This window comes from uncultured Fibrella sp., from assembly GCF_964250085.1.
GTDB lineage: Bacteria > Bacteroidota > Bacteroidia > Cytophagales > Spirosomataceae > Fibrella.
The window spans coordinates 249,416-274,494 of sequence record NZ_CAXUEC010000004.1; the positions used below are offsets into that span (position 1 = coordinate 249,416).

Sequence of the window (25,079 nt, forward strand, 5' to 3'; positions counted from 1 at the left end):
AAACACATTTTTAAATTTTTTCAAAAAACGTATTACTATTCCTATTTCATAGATTACTAGTCTACTTTTTGCAAGTGTAAGCGTAGCAACTCGTCACTAACGGGGGCTACGCTTTTTTATTACTGCTGTAAGTAAATAATTAACTAACAGCAGTAACTATCTAAGTATAGCTATATGTATTAGTAATCAGCGCTTTATCCTCACATATGAATGTACTTTCTACAATTCATTTACCAAGTACTGTCTGGCGACTGTTTTTGATCATGTTGATTCTAACCGCCGGTAGTGCATCAGCCCAGATTTCTGGCACGGTTTTTAGAGACTTCAACGCCTCTGGTACCCGGGAAACGCCCGGCGAGATTGGGGTAGGCGGCGTTACTATTACCGTAACCGGAGCCAACGGAGTTGTCAATACAGTTACATCTAGCTCGGTTACGGCTAGCCTGGGTACGTATAGTGTAAGCCCAACCGGCACGGCTCCGTACCGGGTCCAATTCTCGAATCTACCACTTGGGTATTTCACGGGTCCGGTAGGCAGTGGCAGCGGCTCAACGCTTCAGTTTGTGGCTTCTGCTACCACCGCGAACGTTAACCTGGGTATTAACTATCCGGCCGACTACAGCCAGGCAAACCCGTTTTATCTGGTTCCCTGCTACGTGAATGGGGATCCAACCAGCACCACTGGTAATTCAGGCTCACAGGGTGTTCTGGTTACCCTTCCGTATAACAGTACGGGCAATGCGCCGGCCGAGTTTGCCATTTCGTTAAACAGCCAGATCGGGACGGTCTTTGGTATTGCCTATCAGCGGGTAGCTAAACATGCCTATACGGGTGCCTTTGTCAAACGCCATTCGGGGCTGGGGCCGGGCGGGGCGGGAGCGATCTATCTGACCAGACCCACCAACGCGGCGCTTACTTCGTTTACGTCGACCGTATTTACCACGCTTCCCATAGCGGTGACGGTGGCGTCCAACAGTGTGCGTTCGCTTCCGGGTAGCACCACTGTCCTGAACCAGGACGCCACCACGTTTGGCCAAGTTGGGAAAACGGGACTTGGCGATCTTGAAATGTCGGAAGACGGCACGCAGCTCTACGCCGTGAACCTGTCGGATCAGAAACTGTACCGTATTCCGATCAATAACCCAACTTCGGCTAACCCAACTGCCAACACCGCCGGCATCACCAGTTTCAGCATTACGGGTTCTGCCTCCGTCTGCCGGACCAACAGTGTCTTTCGCCCATTCGCGCTGAAAGGCTATCGCAACAAGATGTACATCGGTGGCGTGTGTACCAATGAAAGTGTTCCCACCTCAACGACCATCAACTTCGGGTCCGGGTCAACGCCGGGTAATTTATACACCCGGGATACAACGGGCATGAAGGCGGTAGTCTATGAATTTGACCCGACGAACAGTACGTTTACATCCGTCTTATCGTTTCCCCTGACGTATAAAAAAGGGGCCACCAACAACGACAAGACAGACGTTGACCGCGCAACCTACTGGTTACCCTGGACCGACGTAGTGCCCGGCAGCACGGCTGTTCCATCGCGTTTTGCCCGGGCCGATCTGCCCAATGCAGCGTACCCACAGCCCTGGCTGACAGGTATTGAATTTGACGTTGACGGGGCCATGATTCTGAGCATTCGCGACCGCACCGGCGACCAGTTTGGCAACAACAACTATGGCCCGGCAAACACCACACAATACCGGGTTATTGCTCCCGGCGACCTGCTGAGGGCAGGCAAGTGCAGCCCCACAGCCACGCAGTGGACTATGGAATCAAACGCAACCGTTTGTGGAGTTACCTCGCTCAGTGGGGCCAACAACGGGCAGGGTTTTGGTAACGGCGAATATTATTACAGCGATGCTATTTCTCAGCCTTCTACTGCCAACCCCTTCCACCTGGAGATGAGTGAGGGTGGGCTGGCCTTGCTGATGGGCAGCGGTGATGTATCGTCAGTTGTTCTTGACCCAACCGACCAGATTGATGCTGGCGGTATTCGTCGCTTTAAAAATTCCGACGGGTCATCCAGCCCGGCCACCAGCGTACAGATTTACCAGAGTACCGACGTGGCAACCTACGGCAAAGCCAATGGTCTGGGTGATATTGAGTTATCATTCGATCCGGCTCCCATTGAAATTGGCAACCGGGTCTGGAATGATAGCGACAAAGATGGCCTGCAGGATCCGGGAGAAACCAACTATACGCCTGTTGCGGGGTTAACGGTTCAGTTACTTCAGGGGGCGACCGTTATTGCGACCACCACGGTTTCGGCCACAGGTACGTACCTGTTCAGTAGTGCCTCAACAACGGCCATACAGCCTAATACGGCCTATCAGGTCAAACTGGTTATTCCAACCAGTACCTCGTTGCTCGTCACTTCCACCGCGTCTGGTATCGATACTGCTCTCGATTCGGATGCCAGTTTAGCGGGTGTTGTTTCCTTGACAACAGGTAATTACGGCGTGAATGACCACACGTATGACATTGGTGTTTTTGTCTGCACCAACCCCACCGGAACCACGTCGTTTACCAATGCTACCTGCTTCAACGGGGTGCCTCAGCCCCTAGCCCGAATTGCCGTAACGGCCATTACGAATGCCACGCAGGTCAACATCTCGCCGGGAGGCACCTATACGCTGGCGGCGGGTTTCAACGACCCGACGAACCAGACGGTGGTTAGCGCAGCTACATCGTTCACGGGGCTATCGAGCGGTTCAACCTACACCGTCCGGCTGTTCAACGGAGCCACCAACTGTTTTCAGGATTATGTGGTGACGATTCCGGTGGCCACCTGCTGCGGCATTTCGCTGACCAACGTAGTAACGGGGGCCTGTAGCACGACCAATAACCAGTTTACAACTACCGGCACCGTCCGGCTCAGTAACGTACCTGTTGCGGGTACGTTGTTTATCAGCAACGGGGTGCAGTCGCAAACGGTGGCCGTGACTACCTCGACCACGGCAGTCTCGTTCACGTTTGTGGCCGAATCGGACGGAACGACACGAACGATCTCGACGTCGCTGGCCAGTTGCGGCACGGCAACAACGGCTGTTGTCAGCCCGTCGGCGTGTTTCGTCGCGTGTGCCACTAGTTGCAGTACGGTATCAGTTACAAATTACAACATAACGGCAGATGCAGTTGCCCAGTTTAAATATCAGACCCTTTCGGCCGAAACCCGGTACGGTAACAATGCAACTGATGGCACCCATGAACTTGATTTCAATCGAATAACACCGGCTACGTCCACGGTCTCAACTGGCCAGTATACATGGACAAGTAATACGCCTAACTCCTTTACGTTTGCCTATAACCCCTCGCTCACCGGTCAGAACAGAGCCGTTTTCACCCTGTCGTCAGGATCACAGACGGTTAGTATCCAGACTAATCCACAATCGCTCACCAGCGGAACGGCTCTTCCCTTACAGTTTAATGCCATCCAATTATCAGCGCAGGCAAGCAGTCTGCTCGGAGCCACTGTAGACGTCACCAATCTGGCACTGAATGGAAACTCTCTGGGTACTACGCTGTCGGCCAGCAGCCTTGTTATCGGTAATGCTGACAACGCTATTTTGCGGTCATCCCAACTAAACCAGGCTTTTGTACTGACAGGTACGATAACTTATACCTGGCTATTTCTTAGTCCCCCCCCCGCCGATGGATTATCGGTAAACCTGCGCCTGGGTGTTGTGAATGATTGCGCGGTAATACCAGTCACAACGGTCAATAGCGCTACAATTGCCTGCCAGGCTACGTCAACTACACTGACTGCGACGAGCAGCCAGACTGGCTTAACGTACCGCTGGTCTGGCCCCGGCAGTTTTACGGCCAATACCCAGAGCGTGACAGCCACGGCAACAGGTACGTATACGGTTGTTTCGACAAACCCAACAACGGGCTGTTCAAGCACAACAACCGCCACGGTCACGCAGAATCCGTCGGTAACAGTTTCGGTCTCTGCCCTTCCCGGCAACACCATCTGTCAGGGAACGTCTGTCACGCTTACGGCTAGCGCCAGTGGCGGAAGTGGCTTTACCTATACCTGGTCGCCGGTGGGCACAGGTACGTCCCAGAGCGTAATCGTCTCGCCTACCAGCACCACGCCCTACACGGTGACAGTCACCAACAGCAATGGGTGTTCGGCTGTGGCCACGGCTACGGTCACGGTCAATCCGGCAGTGACAGCCACGGTGGCTAATCAGACCATTTGTAACGGCACCTCCGCTACCCTCACGGCGACGGCTTCGGGCGGAACAGGCTTTACGTATGCCTGGTCACCGGTGGGCACAGGTACGTCGCAAACGGTGGTCGTCTCACCCACTGCCACCACGCCTTATACCGTCACGGTGACCAACAGCAACGGTTGTTCAGCAACGGCCACGGCTACGGTCACCGTGAACCCAGCCGTGACGGCGGTCATTACAGCCAGCCCCGGCAACACCATCTGTAACGGCACCTCCGCTACCCTCACGGCAACGGGCGGCTCCGCTTACCTCTGGTCAACGGGTGCCAGTACGGCGGCAATTACCGTCTCTCCTACCAGCACGACGGCCTATAGCGTCACCGTCATCAATAGCAACAGTTGCTCAGCTATCACGGCAACGACTATCACGGTCAATCCGGCGGTAACGGCCACGGTGGCTAATCAGACCATTTGTAACGGCACCAGCACTACTCTGACGGCGACGGCTTCGGGTGGAAGTGGCTTTACCTACAACTGGTCGCCGGCGGGCACAGGTACGTCGCAAACGGTGGTGGTTTCACCTACAACCACTACGCTTTATTCGGTGACGGTAACCAACAGCAATGGCTGCTCAACAGTAAGCACCGCCACGGTCACGGTCAACCCGGCAGTAACGGCGGTTATTGCGGTTAGCCCCAGCAACACCATCTGTAACGGCACCTCCGCTACGCTTACCGCGTCGGGTGGCACGGCTTATCGCTGGTCGACGGGTGCTACTACAGCCGCCATTACCGTTTCACCCACCAGCACAACGGCTTATAGTGTCACCGTTACCAACGCCAGCAATTGCTCGGCCGTAACCAGTGCGACGGTGACGGTCAACCCGGCGGTAACGGCCACAGTGGCCAACCAGACCATTTGCAACGGCACCTCTGCTACGCTGACAGCCAATGCTTCGGGTGGAAGTGGCTTTACGTACACTTGGTCGCCGGTGGGCACAGGCTCTACGCAGAGTGTCGTTGTCTCACCAACTGCGACAACGCCCTACACCGTTACGGTGACCAACAGTAACGGTTGTTCGGCCATCGCTACGGCGACGGTGACGGTGAATGCGGCGGTAACGGCCACGGTGGCGAACCAGACCATTTGCAACGGCATCAGTGCTACCCTAACGGCTACCGCCAGTGGCGGAACGGGCTTTACATATACCTGGTCGCCCGCCGGTACAGGTACAACTCAAAGCGTTGTTGTTGCCCCTTCAGCCACCACGCCTTATACCGTCACGGTGACCAACAGCAATGGCTGCTCGGTGGTCGCCACGGCCACGGTCACAGTCAATCCGGCAGTGACGGCCACAGTGGCCAACCAGACCATTTGCAATGGCACCTCTGCCACACTCACGGCCAATGCCAGCGGCGGAAGTGGCTTCACCTATGCCTGGTCGCCCGCCGGTACAGGTACGTCCCAGAGCGTAATCGTCTCGCCTACCAGCACCACGCCCTACACGGTGACAGTCACCAACAGCAATGGTTGTTCGACCGTGGCCACGGCGACGGTCACCGTGAACCCGGCGGTGACGGCGGTCATTACGGCCAGCCCCGGCAACACCATCTGTAACGGCACCTCCGCTACGCTTACCGCGTCGGGTGGCACGGCTTATCGCTGGTCGACGGGTGCTACTACAGCCGCCATTACCGTTTCGCCAACCAGCACAACGGCTTATAGTGTCACCGTTACCAACGGCACGGGTTGCTCAGCGGTAACTACGGCGACCATCACGGTAAACCCGGCAGTGACGGCCACAGTGGCCAACAGCACCATCTGCTCTGGCACGTCTACTACCCTGACGGTTACCGCCAGTGGCGGAACGGGCTTTACCTATACCTGGTCGCCGACGGGCACAGGTACGTCCCAGAGTGTTGTTGTTTCACCAACGGCTACCACGCCTTATACCGTCACGGTGACCAACAGCAACGGTTGTTCGGCCATCGCCACGGCAACGGTGACAGTTAATTCCGCAGTGACAGCAGTCGTTACGGCCAGCCCCGGCAACACCATCTGCAACGGCACCTCTGCTACGCTGACGGCTTCGGGTGGCTCCGCTTACCTCTGGTCAACGGGTGCTACTACAGCCGCCATCACCGTTTCGCCCACCAGCACAACGGCTTACAGTGTGACGGTGACCAGCGGCACGGGTTGTTCGGCCGTAACCAGTGCGACGGTGACGGTCAACCCGGCGGTAACGGCCACAGTGGCGAATCAAACGATTTGCTACGGAACATCTACCACGCTAACAGCCAACGCTTCGGGCGGAACGGGCTTCACCTATACCTGGTCACCAACCGGTACAGGTACGTTGCAAACGGTGACGGTTGCGCCGCTGGTCACTACGGCCTACACCGTTACAGTGACCAACAACAACGGTTGTTCGGCGGTCGCCACAGCTATAGTAACGGTGAATCCAGCGGTGACCGCGACGGTGAGTAACCAAACAATCTGTCCTGGCACATCAGCGACCCTGACAGCAAACGCCGCCGGTGGAACTGGCTTCACCTATAGCTGGTCGCCGGTGGGTACAGGTACGTCGCAAACGGTGGTGGTCTCGCCAGCCGCAACTACAACCTATTCGGTTACGGTCACCAATAATACGAGTTGCTCAACCGTGGCAACGGCTACCGTGACGGTCAACCCATCGGTAACGGCTACGCTCAGCAGTGCTACCATCTGTACTGGTAACTCGGCTACGCTCATCGCTACGGGAGGGGTCAGTTACCGTTTCGGACCAGGCAATACCAATACAACCGGACGGCTAGCGGTTTCGCCAACCACCATCGGCACAAACCCGTATTCGGTTACGGTGACATCGGCTGAAGGCTGTACGGCGGTAGCCAACGCTACCGTAGTGGTGAATTCATTACCCCAACCTACGATTTCGGGCAATGCAACGCTTTGTGCCGGGCAGCCTATCTCCCTGACCGCCTCGCCAACAACCGGCCTTACCTACGCCTGGAGCGGGCCGGGGGGCAGTTTGGGCAGTGCAAATCCGCTTACGATTGCCAACAGTACGTCGGCTAATTCAGGTACGTATCAGGTGCTGGTTACGAATACCAATGGCTGTACGGCTACGGCCACGTACAACGTGACGGTGAAGCCGGTGCCCGTGGTGCAGATTCTCAACACCAGCATCACCTGTGCCAACAATCAGCCAGCGGTGGCCATTTCGACCCAGGTTACCGGTGGCTCGCCGCCCATTAGCTATGCCTGGTATCGGTCGGGTGCGGCGGGGGTCATTTCCACATCTCCCAATCCATCATTCAGCACACCCGACACCTACAGCCTGCTGGTTACGGATGCCAGCGGTTGCCAAAGCAATACGGCCACTGTAACGGTTATGACGCCCGACCCGCTGGCGGTAAACACACAAACAGCCAATGCCCTTTGTTTCAACGCCCAGGGTCGTATTACGGTAACAACCAGTGGCGGTATGGCTCCGTACACAGTTCGGTATTTCAACAGCGGCGGGCTGATCTCAACCACCACCACATCGGGCGTGAGTACGCTGCAAACAGTAGCGGGCAGTTACACGATCATTGTTGCCGATGCCAATGGCTGTTCGTTGACGCAGACCGCAACCATTACGCAACCGCCGGTACTAGCGGTTACATTGACCAGCGGCGGCCCCGTTTGTGCCGGACAAACGACCGGCACCATTGCCAGTTCAGTAACGGGAGGTACATCGCCTTACTCCTACTCATGGAGCACCGGCGCAACAACGGCCAACGTGAGCAGTCTGTCTGGTGGTAGTTATTCAGTTGTGGTTACCGACGCCAATGGTTGTGTAACAGCACAGACCATAACCATTGCGACCAACCCGCTGCCAAACGCGCCAACGGTGAGTGTTACGCAGCCAACCTGCGTGACGCTGACGGGCACCATTCAGGTGCTGACACCTGCCTCGGGGGTACAGTACAGTTTCAACAACGGCATATCGTATCAGGTGTCGCCAACGCAATCGGGGCTGCAACCAGACGTCTATCAGCTTCGGGTAAAAGACAACACGACAGGCTGCGTGTCGCTGCCCACGAGCGTCACCATCAACCCGGTTCCTTCGCCGCCAGTGCCATCCATTGCCGGCAATACGGTCTACTGTGCGGGCAACCCCATCAGTTTAACGGCTAGTCCGACTACCGGCGTTACCTACGTCTGGAGCGGACCGGCTGGCAGTTTAGGAAACGCGAACCCATTGGTTGTGGCGACAACATCAGTGGCGCAGTCAGGTGTGTATCGGGTAACCGTAACGGACGTGAACGGCTGTACGGCTACAGCCTCGGCCACTATAACGGTCAACCCGGCGGTGACGGCCGTTGTCACGAATCAGAGTATTTGCGCTGGTCTTTCCGCTACGCTCACCGCATCGGGTGGTACTGACTACCGCTGGTCGACGGGTGCGACTTCACCGGCAATCGTTGTTGCTCCCACCGCCACTATGCCGTATACTGTCACGGTCACCAACGCCAGCAATTGCTCAGCCATTGCAACCGGCACGGTGACGGTAAACCAGGCAATCACTGCCACAGTCAATAGCGCTACCCTTACCTGCCAGACGCCCGTAGCTACGCTTTCGGTTACCAGCAGCCAGACGGGACTAGCCTACCAGTGGTCGGGGCCAAACGGTTTTGCGGCTTCCACCCAGAGTGTTACGGTGGTCAACCCAGGTACGTATACGGTGGTAGCGAGTAACGTGCAAACGGGCTGCGCCACTACCACCACTACCACAGTAGCCCAGGTGGCCGGTGTAGACGTTACTCTTTTCACGCAGAGCAATTGCCTGAACAACGGCACAGACGCAACCGCCACAGACGACTATTTCACGGTGACGATCCAGGCGACCAATGGCACGCCAGGCATTTCGGGCCGCTACGACGTGGTGCTGGGTGCCGATGCGACTGGTTTGGGCGGCACGGTGCTCAACCCAGGAGGCACTAGTTATGGCACTTCGGCAACGGTGGGTGGCGTGGGGCAACCCAACGCCCGAGGGTTCCTCGCCAATGGCTCGTCTATCTACTCACTCACTATCCGCGACAGTAATAACACCAGTGCAAATACAGGTTGCCGAACGGCCCGTCTGACGGGTCAGGTGAACCCCTGTTCGTCTTGTTTACCCCCCTTGTGCCAACCGGCACGGATTAGAAAGCAATAAATAATCTTCTCAATAATAACCGCTTACACTCTATGAAAACCGTTACTTATCCGCTACGCTGGCCGTTGTGCCTGCTGTTGCTGCTAGGGTTCCTGAGTAACTACTCAGGCGCTTATGCAGCTCCGTCCCGACCCCCGGTCCACCTGGCCGGTCCTACCCCACCGGGTAACTACGTCTTCCGCGATGACAATCAGAACAACATCTTCGACGCGGCTGAAGTTGGTATTGCCAACGTGCAGGTGAACCTGTACACGAGTGATGGGGTGCTACGTGAAACGACATTGACTACATCGACGGGTCAGTTTTCGTTTACCAGTACAATTCAGCCTACTACCAGTTACGACATTCGGATTACCGGCGCCAATGCCCCGGCCAATCGTAAACTGGTACTGGCCAATCAGGGGAGCGACGATTTTGCCGATAGTGATGCCAGCCTGATTGGTAACACGGCGGTGATCGTAACGCAAAGTAGCCCCGCAGGTACGTTGGCCAATAATTTCGGTTTCGGTTATGCCGCCGGTGACCCCGACCTGGTGCTCACCAATGTCAGCGATAGTTTTAGTGTCACCAAAGGCGCTACGGCGACCTGTAACATTACAGTAACGAATCTGGGCGGAAGCACAGCTACGGGGGTAGTCATCCGTGATACACTCGACCCCGGCGTTGAATATGTGTCATCATCGCCAACCGGCACAACGGCCCTACTCGCTTCAGGGCAGGTGCAGGTAACCTGGGTAACCGGCACTATTGCGGCGGGGGCTACGGTTAATTACTCCGTCACGACGCGGGCCATTATGGATGGTGTGCTGTCTAACGTGGCCGCCGTTACGGCTGCTTCGGCAGATGGAACGCCCCGCAACAACACGGCCCGCACCTGCTTTACGGTACCGGTTAAACTTTGCGCAGGCGATACGTACGTAACCAGCCTGTCGGCAAACCTGACCAATGTGGAGTGGTTCAGAGAGGGCGTATCGGTTGGCACCGGCAATAGCCTCACCATTGCCACGGCAGGTACGTATAGCTACACGTCGACAACGGTGGGCAGTGATTGCCAGGCGAGTAGCTGTTGCCCGATCATTATCTACAACGGGGCACTTCCCAACCTGACGGTAGCGCTTACGTCAACATCTATCTGCGTGGGTGAATCCACTGTATTAACGGCAACCGGCTGTACCGGAACACTTGCCTGGAGCACGGGGGCAGCCACCGTGAGCATTACGGTATCGCCCACTATTACGACCGGCTACTCGGTAACCTGTTCGCCATCTGCAGCAGACGCCTGTCCGGCATCGGCCACGGCTACGGTGACCGTCAACCCATCAGTAACGGCCACCCTGAGCAGCGCCACCATCTGTAACGGCACTACGGCTACACTGGTTGCAACGGGCGGTACGTCGTACCGTTTCAGCGATGGTACGGTGAACAACTCGGGTCTGCTGGTTATCTCGCCAACGTCGACTACGCCTTACTCGGTGACGGTCACCAATATCTACGGCTGTACGGGAGTAGCTACGGGCACGATAACGGTGAACCCGACGGTAACAGCAACGGTGGCCAACAGCACTATCTGCTACGGCACCTCGACAACGCTGACTGCCAATGCATCAGGCGGAAGTGGCTTTACCTATGCCTGGTCACCAGCGGGCACGGGCGCAACCCAATCGGTAACGGTTTCGCCATTGGTAACTACGCCGTATACGGTGACAGTCACCAATAGCTTCGGTTGTTCGGCCATCGCCACAGCGACAGTAACGGTGAACCCAGCCGTAACAGCCACGGTAGCGAATCAAACCATCTGTAACGGCACGACGGCTACGCTCATCGCAACGGCGGCAGGCGGAAGTGGCTTCACCTATGCCTGGTCGCCAGTGGGCACAGGCTCGACCCAGAGTGTGACTGTCTCGCCGTCGGCAACAACGACTTACACGGTTGTGGTTACCAACAGCTTCGGTTGCTCGACAACGGCTACAGCCACGGTGACCGTCAACCCATCGGTAACCGCTACGCTGAGCAGTGCCACCATCTGTAACGGCACTACGGCTACGCTCATCGCAACGGGCGGTAGCTCATACACCTTCAGCGATGGCACAGTTAACACGACAGGTCTGTTAGTTATCTCGCCAAGCTCGACCACAGCTTACAGTGTCACGGTGACGAATAGCAACGGTTGTATCGGTACGGCTTCTGGCACAGTGACGGTGAACCCGGCGGTAACGGCAACGGTGGCCAACAGCACTATCTGCTACGGCACCTCGACAACGCTGACTGCCAATGCATCAGGCGGAAGTGGCTTTACCTATGCCTGGTCACCAGTGGGCACGGGCGCAACCCAGTCGGTAACGGTTTCGCCATTGGTAACTACGCCCTATACAGTGACAGTCACCAACAGCTTCGGTTGTTCGGCCATCGCCACAGCGACGGTAACGGTGAACCCAGCCGTAACAGCTACAGTGGCCGATCAGACGATCTGTAACACGACGTCGACCACGCTGACGGCGAATGCATCGGGCGGAACAGGCTTCACCTATGCCTGGTCACCAGTGGGCACAGGCTCGACCCAGAGTGTGACTGTCTCGCCGTCGGCAACAACGACTTACACGGTTGTGGTTACCAACAGCTTCGGTTGCTCGACAACGGCTACAGCCACGGTGACCGTCAACCCATCGGTAACCGCTACGCTGAGCAGTGCCACCATCTGTAACGGCACTACGGCTACGCTTATCGCAACGGGCGGTAGCTCATACACCTTCAGCGATGGCACGATCAATGGCACAGGTCTACTGGCTGTTTCACCCGAAACGACCACACCATATAGTGTAACGGTAGCCAACATCTACGGTTGTTCGGCTATAGCGACGGGCACGATAACGGTCAACCCGGCGGTAACGGCTACAGTCGCCAGCCAAACGATCTGCTACGGCACCTCAACCACGCTGACGGCGAATGCATCGGGCGGAACAGGCTTCACCTATGCCTGGTCGCCAGTGGGAACAGGCTCAACGCAGAGTGTGGTTGTTTCACCGCTGGGCACAACGCCTTACTCAGTGACGATCACCAACAGCAACGGCTGTTCGGTGGTAGCTACGGCCACTGTGACGGTGAACCCTGCTACGTCGGCCACCATCGGTGTTGCACCTAGCCAGACTATATGCCAGGGCACTACGGTTCAGTTGACAGCAGCAGGAACCGGCGGCACATCGTACAGCTACCTCTGGTCTACGGCGCAAATCACACAAGCCATCTCGGTAACGCCAGCCATCACAACGGTTTACTCCGTGACGGTTAGCAACACGGATACAGGTTGTGCGGCGGTTGCTTCGACCACCATCACGGTGAACCCAACACCAGTGCTGACCGTCAACAGTCCAACGATCTGCCAGGAGTCATCGGCAACGTTGAGCCTCACGGGCTGCGCAGGTACCGTAACCTGGTCTGCGGGTACTACCGGTGCGCTACTGGAAGTCACGCCGTTCCAGACAACGTCATACACAGCAACGTGTGTACTGACGACTGGATGCTCGGCCACGATTGCAACGACGGTGACCGTTACGCCTGCCCCAACGGTAGCACCTGCCAACGTAGTTGCTACGCGGGCAACCTGCAACGGAGCAACGGCCAACAACGACGCCAGCATTGCCCTGACAGGTCTGCAAAACACGGTTCGGGTGAGCATCTCGGCAGCCGATGGCACTACCCTACCTGACTTCGCCAGCGCAACACCAGTAACGGGTGGTACCTACACGTTCACGAACCTGCCAAACCCAACGGCGCGGGTAACGTACCTGATCCGCCTCTACGGCGTTGATGGTATCTGCACCAGCACCGTGACGGTGACCCTCGACCCAGCGGCCTGCACATGTCCGGCGCCTGGTTGCGTACCGATCATGATCCGCAAAATCAGGTAGTAGTCCTGACTAGTTTTAGTAGCGTTCAAAAGCCGCCTGCTTCACAGCAGGCGGCTTTTTTGGTCTGTATGGATATATCCCGGCACTCAACTTTTACCCGGAATTGTTTGTTAACGATACAGGTACATTGGGGCTAAAAGCGTACCTTTGCCCCTTCATTTTAGCTGACACATATAAGATAATATGCTATCCATCAGTAACTTACAGGCCTCCATTGGCGATAAGCAGATCCTGAAAGGCATCAACCTGGAAATAAAGCCGGGTGAAGTGCACGCCATCATGGGACCAAACGGTTCGGGTAAGAGTACACTCGCGTCGGTATTGGCCGGGCGCGAAGATTATGAGGTTACAGACGGTCACGTTGTCTTTGACGGCAAAGACCTATTGGATATGTCGCCGGAAGTACGGGCAGCCGAAGGGATATTTCTGGCGTTTCAGTACCCCATCGAAATTCCGGGCGTGAGCACGACGAACTTCCTGAAAACAGCCCTGAACGAAATCCGTAAGTACCGCGGCCTGGACCCGCTCGATGCCGTGCAGTTTCTGAAACTGATGAAAGAGCGGATGAAATTCGTCAACATCGACCAATCGCTGTTGAGCCGGTCGCTGAATGAAGGGTTTTCGGGTGGCGAAAAGAAGCGAAATGAAATTTTCCAGATGGCCATGCTCGAACCGAAACTGGCTATTCTCGACGAAACAGACTCTGGTCTCGATATCGACGCGCTTCGGATCGTAGCTGAAGGTGTGAATAAACTCCGCTCGCCAGACCGGTCGGCTATCGTGGTGACCCACTACCAGCGCCTTCTCGACTACATCATTCCCGACTACGTACACGTACTTTACAAAGGCCGTATCGTGAAATCAGGCACAAAAGAACTGGCCTACGAACTCGAAGAAAAAGGCTACGACTGGATCAAAGCCGAAGTTGAGGCGGCTTAAAAAAGTTTACTGTTTACTGTCTTCAGTTTACCGTTGCTTTGCTACGTTACTACAACGTGCCTGTGCAACGCAACTGAAAACGGCAAACTGCAAATAGCAGCGGCGACCGCTGTAAACTGTTTTTATGATGACTCCAAATCAAGAATATACGTCTTTCAAAGACCAGCTCATTGCGGCGTTCCGCGAGGGAGAGGCACGCATGAACGGCGAAAGTAAATCGGCCTTTCATCAGGTACGTCGGGCAGCCCTGCAATCGTTTGAGACGCTGGGGTTCCCCACCATCCGGCATGAAGAGTGGAAATACTCGAACGTGAAAACGATGATCGGCGAGCAGTATGCGTTCGACGAAGGAACGGCACTTAGCGCTGATGAGCTGGAACCGTTGCAGATTCCGAATCTGGAAGGAAACATTCTCTTTTTCGTGAATGGGCATTACCGAGCCGACCTGTCGCAGATCGTTAGCCCGGCCACACACCTACAGATTCGGAGCTTCGCCGAAGCCCAACAAACAGACGCTGAGACGATTGGCCTCCACTTCAGCCGCTACGCCGATTTTCAGGATAGCGCGTTTACTGCCCTGAATACGGCTTTTGCCCAGGACGGCGTATTTATCCGCGTTCCTGACAATAAAGTGGTAGAAGAGCCTGTTATTCTGCGCTTTATCACAGACACCCGGCAAAAAAACGTCGCCGTACAGCCCCGCAATCTGATTGTGGTGGGTCGTAATGCTGAAGTGAAAGTGGCCGAATCGTACCGAACACTGGGCAACGGAGCCAGTTTCACCAACGTAGTGACGGAGGTGGTTGTCGCCGCCGACGCCCGTGTGGAGCATTACCGCATCCAGAACGACTCTGAACGCGCCTACCATATCGGACGTACCCAGGTTAGCCAGGCCGATAATAGCCACTATTACAATGCGACCATTACGCTCAACGGCGGCTTCGTTCGCAACGACCTGAATATCGTGTTGAACGGTCAGCATTGCGAAACGTTCATGTACGGTCTGTACATGCCCAATGGCAGGCAGCATGTCGATAACCACACCCTGGTTGACCACGCCATGCCGAATTGCTACAGTAACGAGCTGTATAAAGGCATACTGGACGATAAAGGCACGGGCGTTTTCAACGGTAAAATCTACGTTCGTCCCGACGCGCAGAAGACCAACGCTTATCAGTCGTGCAAAAACGTGGTGCTCTCACCCGATGCGAGCATGAACACGAAACCGCAATTGGAAATATATGCCGATGATGTAAAGTGTTCGCACGGAACCACCACGGGCAAGCTGAACGAAGACGCTCTGTTTTACTTGCAGGCGCGTGGTATTCCAAAAGATGCTGCCCGGACGCTGCTGCTCTATGCGTTCGCCGAAGAAGTAGTGAGTAACATAAAAATCCAGCCCATCCGCGAATATCTGGAAGGAATTATCCGCGAAAAGCTGGCCTTATAGGTACGTATAAATTCAATAAAAAAGGGAACGCTGCAACTGTGCAGCGTTCCCTTTTTTATTGAATTTATCGCTTGTTACCTGCAGCGAAAATGTGAAGTCAGATTTTAGCTAGTGAGCCTTAAAATTCCATTTGGAATTGTCACTACTCATATCAAACGTTGCCAGTGTCGGTGTGCTGTCTCCGGAAGACACGAGCACATAATTTTCTTTTGAATTCGGTACGACTTTAGACATAATTCGATACGTACCATCCGTCAATTGATCAATTCGCCATAGTTGTTCCGGCGCACCGGTAAATGCTGGTACCGTTATCACTTCAGCTTCGGCTGTGGCCGCTAATGCTCGGTCCGTTCCTGCGATTAGTATCTTGTAATACGTACCACCTAGATAACCTCCCGAATTCGGAACAGCGGTGATCGTCCATTTTTGGTGGGGACGAAACATGTAATCCCCTGTTCGCACACCAATATTTCCGGTTGGCCATGTTTTAAGTACATCAGCTAATTCCTGCGATGGTACGGCTTTTATCGGTTCATCATTGTTACGATTGGCCCCTCGCGGAGCAACGGGCATCCGTGTAAAGTCGACGATTAATTCCAGGGCATATCCTCTTCGCTCAGACTCGATCTCATATGTCCCTTCCTTAAAGTTATCTCCAGCGACCGGCCATCCATTCTTCCAGAGTAACGGACGGATACCCAATACACTACGCCCGCTTTGATCCAGATCCGCTTCATAGTGGCACGACATTTTTTCGACACCATCGCCAAGAATGAAACGGCCAAAATGGCCGGGGCCGTTCACTCTGCCGCCAGCGGCAAGTACCATTTTACCACCCCCTTTCAACATGTCTCTTCCCATGTTATCCAGGTATGGACCGGTTACTTTTTTAGAGCGACCAACCACAATATTATAGGTTGAGTTTGCCCCATCGCAGCAGGTTCCGTGGGTGCCGAGGAGGTAATACCAGCCATCACGATACATCAGATCGGTGGCTTCACAATCGATGGCGACATTGATTGCCTTGTTGCCTTCTACACGCTTGCCTGTTTTAGGGTCCAGTTCTACCAGGCGGATAAACCCGAAATAGGTGCCGTACGACAGCCATAAACGACCGTCGGTTGGATCGAGTAGCAAACCCGGATCAATGGCGTCATTATCCTCAACACCATCAGACGAGGCCACTACAATAGCCTCTGAATACTTAAAATCAGGCGACTTGGGGTCAAGCGTTTTGTTCCACATGGTGAGTATCCGGCCATTATGTCCGCCTCCCAGCCCTCCGCCCGTTGCGCCATAAGCAACAAGGTAGCGATCACCAATCTTCAGTACATCCGGCGCGGCTCCGCCACCTGGTCGTTCTGCGCCACCGTTCCATGTCCAGCCATCGTCGGATATTAACCCGCCTCTGCCTGTGCCGAACGTGTAGTATTTCCCTTCACATTCCGCGATCGTTGATGGATCATGGATAAATGGTTTTCCAACCTGCGCTATCGCATTTCCGGCTGACCACACTAAAAAAAGGGTTAGTACACCCATTAATTTATTTCTTACTTCCATGATAATATAAATTTCCAAACAAATGAGCTAGTAAAACTGGATGGCTAATTAATTTCATTCGTAGCTAATTGAGAGATCTTTTACCGGTTCTCCTTTTTCGTTTAGAAAGCGAACACAGAAATCGCTCATTCCAGGCCCATTAATCACGGCTCCCCGGATTATATTTTTCCCTTTGTTTAGTGTCAGGCGAGATGAGACGCAATCATCCATTACCATTCGTCTATCGCCGGAAAGAAGAACGGCTTCCTTACCATTCAGCCACCACATTGATGCAGCATTAGATCCAACAGCCATGCGCACGTTTTTCATTTCCTGCGGACTGTTGATTACCGTTACTGCCCAAAACAGAACGCCATAAGTTGGCTTTCTCAGACCATACGCAAAACGAAATAGCTTGACGTTAAAATTCGTGCTTTCCAGTGCATGCCAGGTTAATTCCTGCTCACCTACTTTTACCTTTTCACCTCCCTTTGGAATAACCGTAAATTGATCTTTAAAATAGTCAGCCGTTAAGGCAGTTCTGACATAACTATCCGTAAAAACAGTATTACTACGGTTTGGTTTATTGATTGGCTCCAACAGCAACCAACGCTGAATAAAGCCGTCGGAGTCCGGTATTTTTTTGGAAGTTGTCGCCTGATTAAAGTAAGGCGCAATACGTCGCGTGGTATCACTTTTTGCCGTATTTTTACCGGGACCTTTTGATGTAACGGAACAACCTTGTAAGGCTAATCCTGCCAAAATTGCAAAGCTCGCCGACAGCATAAATGTTTTACGGTTACTATTCATAGTTGATTCTTAAAGAGTTTACAATTATTACTATTGAAGAAAAGGAGCACTCTTTTCATATAAAAAACTGGGCTTTTTTACGCTGAGGCTCAGAGTCAGCAGGTCTACCTTTGTAGTTAGCCAGGCTACTATTTTCTACCAACTTCTGCATCAAACCAAGTAACCGATTCTACTCTGCCAGGGGCCATCTCAGCGGCAAAATTGCTCACCTGTAGCCGTCACGGTCGTCACGGCTACGTGTTCTTCTACGTATACCATATGATCTTTTCTCAGGTATATACCCACCAGTTCAGCCAGTTTTCGCCACAGAACCACAGTAGGCTAGTCAGTACTGTCTTGCGTTTCTCCATTCTTACAGGCGAATGACTCAGTGAAGAGTAGCCTTGCTCTCAACTGGCATATTCTTCAGCGCGCAACCAACTTTTTGGGGCTGTTCCGGTGTTCTATAAGCATGCAAGCCATTACGCAGACACCGCTCGATATTCAGAAGATTCGGGCCGATTTCCCGGTACTCGACCAGCTCGTTAACGGTCGGCCGCTCGTTTATTTCGATAACGCCGCCACCACGCAGAAACCCCGTGCCGTGCTCGACGCGCTTACCCGCTACTACGAACACGACAACGCCAATATTCACCGGGGTATTCATACGCTGGCCGAACGGGCCACGGCCAATTTTGAAGCGACCCGCCGGGCTATCCAGTCTTTTATGAATGCCGGCGAAGCAGAAGAGATTATTTTCACCTATGGTACTACCGACGGTATCAACCTGGTGGCAAAAACCTACGGCCAAACGTACCTGGGGCCGGGCGACGAAATCATCATCTCGACACTCGAACATCATTCCAACATTGTGCCCTGGCAGATGCTTTGCGAAGCACGTGGCTGCGTGCTGAAGGTCATTCCGATCAACGACGAGGGCGAACTACTGATCGATGAGTACGAAAAGCTACTCACCGAGCGTACCAAAATCGTGTCGGTTGTTCACGTCTCGAATGCGCTGGGAACCATCAACCCCATCAAAACGATCATCGACAAGGCGCACGGCGTTGGCGCCGTCGTTCTGATCGACGGGGCGCAGGCTACCTCACATATCGACATTGACGTACAGGCCCTCGACTGTGATTTCTATGTGTTCTCGGCCCACAAGCTGTTTGGTCCAACCGGTATGGGTGTACTCTACGGCAAGCGGGCCATTCTGGAAGCCATGCCGCCGTTTCGGGGTGGTGGCGAGATGATCAAGGAAGTGACGTTCGAGAAGACGACCTACAACGATATTCCGTATAAGTTCGAGGCAGGCACACCCAACATTGCCGATGTAATTGCGGTAAAAACCGCCATCGACTATGTTGATGCGCTGGGTAAAGAAAATATCGCCACCTATGAACACGAATTGCTTGCCTACGCCACCGACGCGCTGCAAAGCATTGATGGTCTGCGCATTGTGGGTCAGGCGAAGGATAAAGTCAGCGTGATTTCGTTTGTGCTGGATGGCATTCACCACGAAGACACCGGCGTCATTCTGGACCAGCAAGGCATCGCCGTGCGCACGGGGCACCACTGCTGCCAACCGCTGATGCGCCGCCTTGGCATTGCCGGAACCACGCGGGCTTCGTTTTCGGTTTACAACACAACCGACGAAATTGACCGGCTCGTGAAAGGGTTACACCGCGTAAAAACCATGATGGCGTAAGCTGCTAAACTGAATTGATTATGGAACTCCTTGATAAACAAAAAGTATTGACGTACCTCAGCGATATGCCAGATCAATTCTCGGCAGAGGAGATGCTTGATCGCATTATCACATTGTCTAAGATAGAGCGAGGTCTAGAAGATGTTGAGCAAGGTCGTACTACACCTCATAATGAGGTTATTGATAAGTTTCGTCAGTGGCAGCAACGGTAAACTGGTCGCAGGAAGCAGAAGATGATTTCAATGCTGTCTGTACGTTTCTAGACAGGCAATCGGCCGCTTCTGCCAATCGCTGGGGAGATGAAGTAATTCACAAAATAGAGTTGTTGACTCAATTCCCAGAAATGGGCCGGATCGTGCCAGAGAAACGTATTCGATTCATAAGAGAGGTATTTGCTGGGGACTACCGAATAATCTACTCTTACCAGAACTCGATCATTAATCTTCTCACCATTAAGCATATGGCTAGTCAGTTGGGAACTCTATGAGTATGACGATAAACGAGAAACAAGACGAGATCATCGAGGAGTTTGACCTCTTCGATGATCAGTTGGATAAGACCCAGTACATCATCGACCTCGGCAAGAAGTTGCCCCCCCTCCCCGATTCATTACACGTACCTGAGAACCTGATTCCCGGTTGCCAATCGAAGGTGTGGCTGAACAGCGAACTAAACGGTGATGTAGTGCATTTTGAAGCTGATGCCGAACCAACGGCCCAGATTAGCCGGGGGTTGGTTAGCCTGCTCATCCGGGTCTTGTCAGACGAAAAACCGGAGGATGTTGCCAATGCCCAGTTATATTTCATTGACCGTATTGGCCTCAGCAACCTGGTTACCTCGCGGCGGGCGGGCGGTATGGCCTCAATGATTCAACGCATGAAATCGTTTGCTATGGCAAACGCCTGACACTCTATGAATGCGACAATTATGTCAGAAACTGAATTGAAAGAGCAGGTCGTCCTGGCCCTCAAAACCGTATATGACCCCGAAATTCCGGTGGATGTGTACGAGCTTGGCTTGATCTACGACATCAAGATTTTTCCCGTCAATAACGTCTATATCCTGATGACGCTGACGTCTCCTTCCTGCCCATCGGCCGGGTCTATTCCGGGCGAGATTGAACAGGCAGTGCGTAACGTGGAAGGCGTCAATGATGTCAGTGTCGAACTAACATTCGACCCCGCTTACTCATCCGATATGATGTCGGAAGTAGCCAAGTTAGAACTTGGATTCATGTAAAATTTAAGACTAAAAAATTATGTATCCTCCTCATTTAGTTGCCCCCATGCGGGAAGACCTCACTAGCGTGGGCTTCCAGGAATTGACTACCGCTGCCGATGTCGACGCCGCTATGGCCGCCGAAGGCACAACGCTTGTTGTTGTCAACTCAGTATGTGGTTGTGCCGCTGGTGCTGCCCGCCCGGGTGTGAAAATGGCTCTGGCCACAACCGACGTGAAGCCCGACAACCTGGTCACGGTATTTGCCGGTGCTGACCTCGACGCTACAGCGAAGATGCGCGAGTACCTGCTCCCCTACCCTCCGTCGTCGCCCGCCATTGGTATCTTCAAAGATGGCGATCTGGTGCATTTCATCGAGCGGCACCATATCGAAGGTCGCTCGGCCCAAATGATCGCCCAGCACCTGGAAATGGCCCTCGAAGAGTTCTGCGAGAAAGCGTAAGTAAAAAAGTTTACCGTTTACGGTCTTCTGTGGCTTCGTTTGATTAAGTATCGTAACTAAGCGAAGCCACAGAAGACCGTAAACGGTAAACTTTTTTTACCCCACCCGCTCTAGCAGTTCTTTTGTTTTACGGATACCGGCGTACTCGTCGAGTTTGCTGCCTTCGTACTCGATTCCGATAATCCCCTTGAACTTGCTGTCTTTTACAATTTTCATGATTTGGGTGTAATCGGTTTCCACGCAGTTCCCCTTCTCATCAAAATCATACGTTTTGGCCGACAGACCTTTGGCATACGGAATTAACTCCTGCGTGCCTTTATAGCGGTCATACGAATCGTCGCAACCGGTGGCGCTGCGCTTCATGCAGAAGTTACCGAAGTCGGGCAACGTACCTACGTTCTTCATGCCCACCTGCTTGATCACACCAGCCAGCCAGGCTCCGTTTGAGGTGATGCCGCCGTGGTTTTCAACGATCACGTTGATACCCGATGCCTTGCCAACTTCGCCCAGTTTGCTCAACCCCTCAACCGCCGCTTTAGCCACCTCTTCAGGCGAACCGCTGCCCTGCGCATTGACACGAATGGTCTTGCAGCCCAGATACTTGGCGCACTCAATCCATTTTTTGTGATTCTCTACGGTCTGGTTACGCTTCGTAGCATCCAGATCAGCCAGCGGACCTTCACCGTCGATCATGATCAGGTGGTTGGTTACGCCGTTGTCTTTGCAGCGCATCAGCAGTTCGTCCAGGTAGGCTTTGTCCTGCGCCTTGTCTTTGAAAAACTGGTTCACATACTCGACAATGCTGATGCCGAATTCTTTTTTGGCGATACCCGGAAAATCCAGATTGGTGATCTGCTTTCCAAACAACGCTTTGTGCAACGACCATTCGGCCAGCGAAATATCGAAGGCAAGTTTTTCAGGGGCCGCTTCGGCCCAGGCAGGCAGTACAACTGTGGCGGCAAGTGCTCCGGCTGTTTGCAGGAACGACCGGCGATTCAGATTACTCATAGCGTCTATATGATTGTCAGTTTGTCACTGTATAAGATAGTAACCGGCTGAATCTACGGCATAAAAAAAGGCGGGCTGTAGGGCAACCCGTCTTTCCAGTTCAGAATACAACCTGAATATCATTCTGTTGGTGAACCAACCCGTTGGCATCAGCGAAATGATACAGTCGAAAGGTACAATTTTTTCAGTGAATATGTCAAATCAATTAACAATTATCAGTGAACAATTATCAAATGCCCTGCTTAGGTACGTTGTTCAACAGCACCACTGATAATTGTTCACTGATAATTGTTAATTGGCACAAAGTGCTTCTGATTCAGCGGCAGGTTTTCGGCCGTCCAGACCACATCTCTCACAAATTCGTGGCCACGGACGGGGCAATTGGCCACGCGGCAGTAGTGGCAGCACTCCTGCAGGCAGGGGTCGGCGTGGACGAAAATTTCTACTTCGCTGGAAAACCCATCCTGCAACGTCTTTTCAAACCGCTGCACTTCGTCGTGCGTGTTGAGCAGATCCCAGTAGTAGGGCAAGGTGAGGTGACAGTCGATATGCAGGTCGGCACCGTATTTCTGAACACGCAGGTTATGCACGTCGATCCAGTTCCGCTGCCGGTTCTCGGCAAGCACCGTCACCACGCGATCAATGGTTGGCAGATCGGTTTCATCGAGTAATCGCCCAACCGACTGACGCACCAGCGACCAGCCGTTGTAAATAATGAACAGCGATAAGGCCAGAGCCAGCACCCGGTCTAGCCAGGTCCATCCGGTGAACCAGACAAGACCTACGCCAATGACCACTACTACACTACTTACGCTATCGACCAATAAATGCTTACCATCGGCCACCAGGGCTAGTGAATCGGCCAGTTTGCCCTGTTTGGTCAAGGTGTAGCCGAGCAAGGCATTAGCGGCCGTAGTGAAGGCAATGAGCCCCAGTCCCCAGCCTAAATCAGTCAGAACGGTTGGCTCGAAAAAGCTGACCACTGCCTCGTAAATAATCACCAGCCCCGCCGACAGGATCAGTGCCCCCTCGAAACCCGACGACAGGTATTCTACTTTTCCATGCCCATAGGGGTGGTTCTGGTCGCGGGGTAAACCGGCGATATATAGACTGTAGAGGGCAAATCCACTGGCAATTACATTCACAATCGATTCCAGCGCATCGGTAAGAATTGCCGTCGAATTGGTCAGGAAAAAAGCTGTGAATTTCAGCACCAATAGCACAATACCCACCAGTAGCGATACGGCCATCCAGCGGGTCTTGCTGTGTTGTAGTAGCTTCATAGACTCCGTAAAGATACGGTTAACCGAACAAATCGTTCGTATTTTCGCCGCATGGACACGACGCATAACCCCTGGCAAACGCTCGACTCAGAAGTTAAGTACGAAAACAACTGGCTGTCAATCAGGCACGAAAACGTGATTACCCCCGCTGGTACACCAGGTATCTACGGGGTGGTTAGTTTCAAAAACAAAGCGGTAGGCGTAATCCCTATCGACGATCAGGGCTATACGTACCTGGTTGGGCAATATCGCTACGCACTAAACGAGTACACCTGGGAAATACCGGAAGGCGGCTCCCCGGTTGGTACAGACGTCCTGGCCTCGGCGCAACGCGAACTACAGGAAGAAACCGGATTTGTCGCCAATCGGTGGACGAAGCTTGCCCGTATTCACACCTCCAATTCAGCTACCGATGAAGAAGGGTTTATCTACGTCGCCGAAGAGTTGACGCCAGGCCCTCATGCGCCGGAAGAAACCGAAGATCTTCAGTTACTGAAGCTTCCGCTGGCCGAAGCCGTCGCGATGGTGATGGATGGCCGCATCACCGACTCGATCAGTATGGCGGGTTTATTACTGGTTGCCCGGCTCAGGGGGGTGTAACCGCCTGGTATCTGAAAACAAAAAGTGGTTGTTGACAGTAGCAGTAAGTACGGTACAACGTATCGGTGCGCTGATTGATCGACCAGTTGGAACACGTACCTGATCGGCCAACTGCCACTGCCAACTATCGACTTTCTATGCTTTTACCCATTATTTTCGGCTTTCTGACTGGCGTGGCACTCTGCCTGACCTTCGGAACCGTTTTTTTCGCCCTTATCCAGAATAGTGTCGACAACGGCTACAAGGCCGGGTTGACCATTACCCTGGGCGTTGTGCTGGGCGACACGATATACGTCACGTTTGCCCTGCTGGGTACGTCCATTATTCCCCATTCTGAAGCACTGGAGCCTATTTTAGCGGCCGTAGGGGTGCTGTTTCTGGTAGCGCTGGGGTTGTTCAACATCATCAAAGGAACGCCACGTATCGCTTATCCCAAGACCAAATTTGGCAACTATGCCTACTACTTCACAACGGGATTTCTGCTGAACGCGCTAAACCCGATCAACTTTGTGTCGTGGGTGACTATCGCCGCTTACATGCAGCACTCATTACATTACAATACCACCCAGCAGGTTGTTTTTATGGGATTTGCGCTACTGGGCGTAACAACTGCCGAATCGGCACTGGCCATCTTTGCCCATAAGCTGAAGCGTTTCTTTACGCCCAAAGTCGCCCTTGCATTCAACCGCATCACGGGCGTTGTCTTCATCATCGTGGCAGCCCGGCTAGCCTGGGTAAAGCTCTACGAGCCCGTCACGGCACTTCTTCATCGTTGGTAACTTGGTGAC

16 protein-coding genes are annotated in these 25,079 nt (G+C 53.7%); 12 read left to right on the top strand and 4 right to left on the bottom strand.

Annotation, left to right across the window (positions count from 1 at the left end):
- Positions 1 to 263: 263 nt before the first annotated feature.
- From ACFE8Q_RS14625 to sufD, 4 genes are all read left to right on the top strand, one after another.
- Positions 264 to 9,386 carry an SdrD B-like domain-containing protein gene (locus tag ACFE8Q_RS14625; RefSeq protein WP_375446154.1) on the top strand — a complete coding sequence of 3,041 codons (9,123 nt, stop codon included), beginning with the start codon at positions 264 to 266 and terminating at the stop codon, positions 9,384 to 9,386.
- 32 nt (positions 9,387 to 9,418) lie between these two features.
- A complete protein-coding gene (locus tag ACFE8Q_RS14630; protein ID WP_375446155.1) occupies positions 9,419 to 13,291 on the top strand; it encodes a beta strand repeat-containing protein in 3,873 nt (1,290 codons plus the stop codon).
- A 183-nt stretch (positions 13,292 to 13,474) separates the two neighbouring features.
- Entirely contained in the window at positions 13,475 to 14,230 is a 756-nt protein-coding gene (gene sufC, locus ACFE8Q_RS14635) for a Fe-S cluster assembly ATPase SufC (protein ID WP_375446156.1), read from the top strand.
- Positions 14,231 to 14,357: 127 nt separating this feature from the next.
- Positions 14,358 to 15,680, top strand: a complete 1,323-nt coding sequence (gene sufD / locus ACFE8Q_RS14640; RefSeq protein WP_375446592.1) for a Fe-S cluster assembly protein SufD — start codon at positions 14,358 to 14,360, stop codon at positions 15,678 to 15,680.
- A 108-nt stretch (positions 15,681 to 15,788) separates the two neighbouring features.
- Here the strand turns inward: sufD and ACFE8Q_RS14645 are convergent, their stop codons facing one another.
- Together ACFE8Q_RS14645 and ACFE8Q_RS14650 are read right to left on the bottom strand one after the other, a co-directional pair.
- The gene (locus ACFE8Q_RS14645; protein WP_375446593.1) at positions 15,789 to 17,219 is read right to left on the bottom strand and encodes a family 43 glycosylhydrolase; all 1,431 of its coding nucleotides are present in this window, start codon (positions 17,217 to 17,219) and stop codon (positions 15,789 to 15,791) included.
- Between the two features lie 75 nt (positions 17,220 to 17,294).
- The gene (locus ACFE8Q_RS14650; RefSeq protein ID WP_375446157.1) at positions 17,295 to 18,029 is read right to left on the bottom strand and encodes an acetylxylan esterase; all 735 of its coding nucleotides are present in this window, start codon (positions 18,027 to 18,029) and stop codon (positions 17,295 to 17,297) included.
- A 451-nt stretch (positions 18,030 to 18,480) separates the two neighbouring features.
- Between ACFE8Q_RS14650 and ACFE8Q_RS14655 the strand changes: the two genes are divergently transcribed.
- The 6 genes from ACFE8Q_RS14655 to ACFE8Q_RS14680 are packed head-to-tail and all read left to right on the top strand — an operon-like array spanning position 18,481 to position 21,400.
- A complete protein-coding gene (locus ACFE8Q_RS14655) occupies positions 18,481 to 19,719 on the top strand; it encodes a SufS family cysteine desulfurase (protein ID WP_375446158.1) in 1,239 nt (412 codons plus the stop codon).
- Between the two features lie 20 nt (positions 19,720 to 19,739).
- Complete coding sequence (locus ACFE8Q_RS14660) at positions 19,740 to 19,931, top strand: hypothetical protein (protein ID WP_375446159.1); 192 nt, start codon at positions 19,740 to 19,742, stop codon at positions 19,929 to 19,931.
- Complete coding sequence (locus ACFE8Q_RS14665; protein WP_375446160.1) at positions 19,916 to 20,206, top strand: type II toxin-antitoxin system RelE/ParE family toxin; 291 nt, start codon at positions 19,916 to 19,918, stop codon at positions 20,204 to 20,206. The genes ACFE8Q_RS14660 and ACFE8Q_RS14665 overlap by 16 nt, the downstream gene beginning before the upstream one ends.
- A gap of 2 nt (positions 20,207 to 20,208) precedes the next feature.
- Positions 20,209 to 20,625, top strand: coding sequence for a SufE family protein (locus ACFE8Q_RS14670; protein WP_375446594.1), 417 nt, complete (start codon positions 20,209 to 20,211; stop codon positions 20,623 to 20,625).
- 21 nt (positions 20,626 to 20,646) lie between these two features.
- Positions 20,647 to 20,958, top strand: a complete 312-nt coding sequence (locus tag ACFE8Q_RS14675; RefSeq protein WP_375446595.1) for a DUF59 domain-containing protein — start codon at positions 20,647 to 20,649, stop codon at positions 20,956 to 20,958.
- 19 nt (positions 20,959 to 20,977) lie between these two features.
- Positions 20,978 to 21,400, top strand: coding sequence for a BrxA/BrxB family bacilliredoxin (locus tag ACFE8Q_RS14680; protein WP_207332576.1), 423 nt, complete (start codon positions 20,978 to 20,980; stop codon positions 21,398 to 21,400).
- Between the two features lie 96 nt (positions 21,401 to 21,496).
- Here ACFE8Q_RS14680 and ACFE8Q_RS14685 read toward each other — a convergent pair whose 3' ends face one another.
- Together ACFE8Q_RS14685 and ACFE8Q_RS14690 are read right to left on the bottom strand one after the other, a co-directional pair.
- Positions 21,497 to 22,408 carry a TIM barrel protein gene (locus ACFE8Q_RS14685; protein ID WP_375446161.1) on the bottom strand — a complete coding sequence of 304 codons (912 nt, stop codon included), beginning with the start codon at positions 22,406 to 22,408 and terminating at the stop codon, positions 21,497 to 21,499.
- A gap of 278 nt (positions 22,409 to 22,686) precedes the next feature.
- On the bottom strand, positions 22,687 to 23,691 hold the full coding sequence (locus tag ACFE8Q_RS14690; RefSeq protein ID WP_375446162.1) for a cation diffusion facilitator family transporter: 1,005 nt from the start codon (positions 23,689 to 23,691) through the stop codon (positions 22,687 to 22,689).
- 51 nt (positions 23,692 to 23,742) lie between these two features.
- Here ACFE8Q_RS14690 and ACFE8Q_RS14695 point away from each other — a divergent pair, with 51 nt between their 5' ends.
- Together ACFE8Q_RS14695 and ACFE8Q_RS14700 are read left to right on the top strand one after the other, a co-directional pair.
- Positions 23,743 to 24,291, top strand: coding sequence for an NUDIX domain-containing protein (locus ACFE8Q_RS14695; RefSeq protein ID WP_375446163.1), 549 nt, complete (start codon positions 23,743 to 23,745; stop codon positions 24,289 to 24,291).
- Positions 24,292 to 24,428: 137 nt separating this feature from the next.
- On the top strand, positions 24,429 to 25,070 hold the full coding sequence (locus ACFE8Q_RS14700) for a LysE family translocator (protein ID WP_375446164.1): 642 nt from the start codon (positions 24,429 to 24,431) through the stop codon (positions 25,068 to 25,070).
- The last annotated feature ends 9 nt before the right edge of the window (positions 25,071 to 25,079 follow it).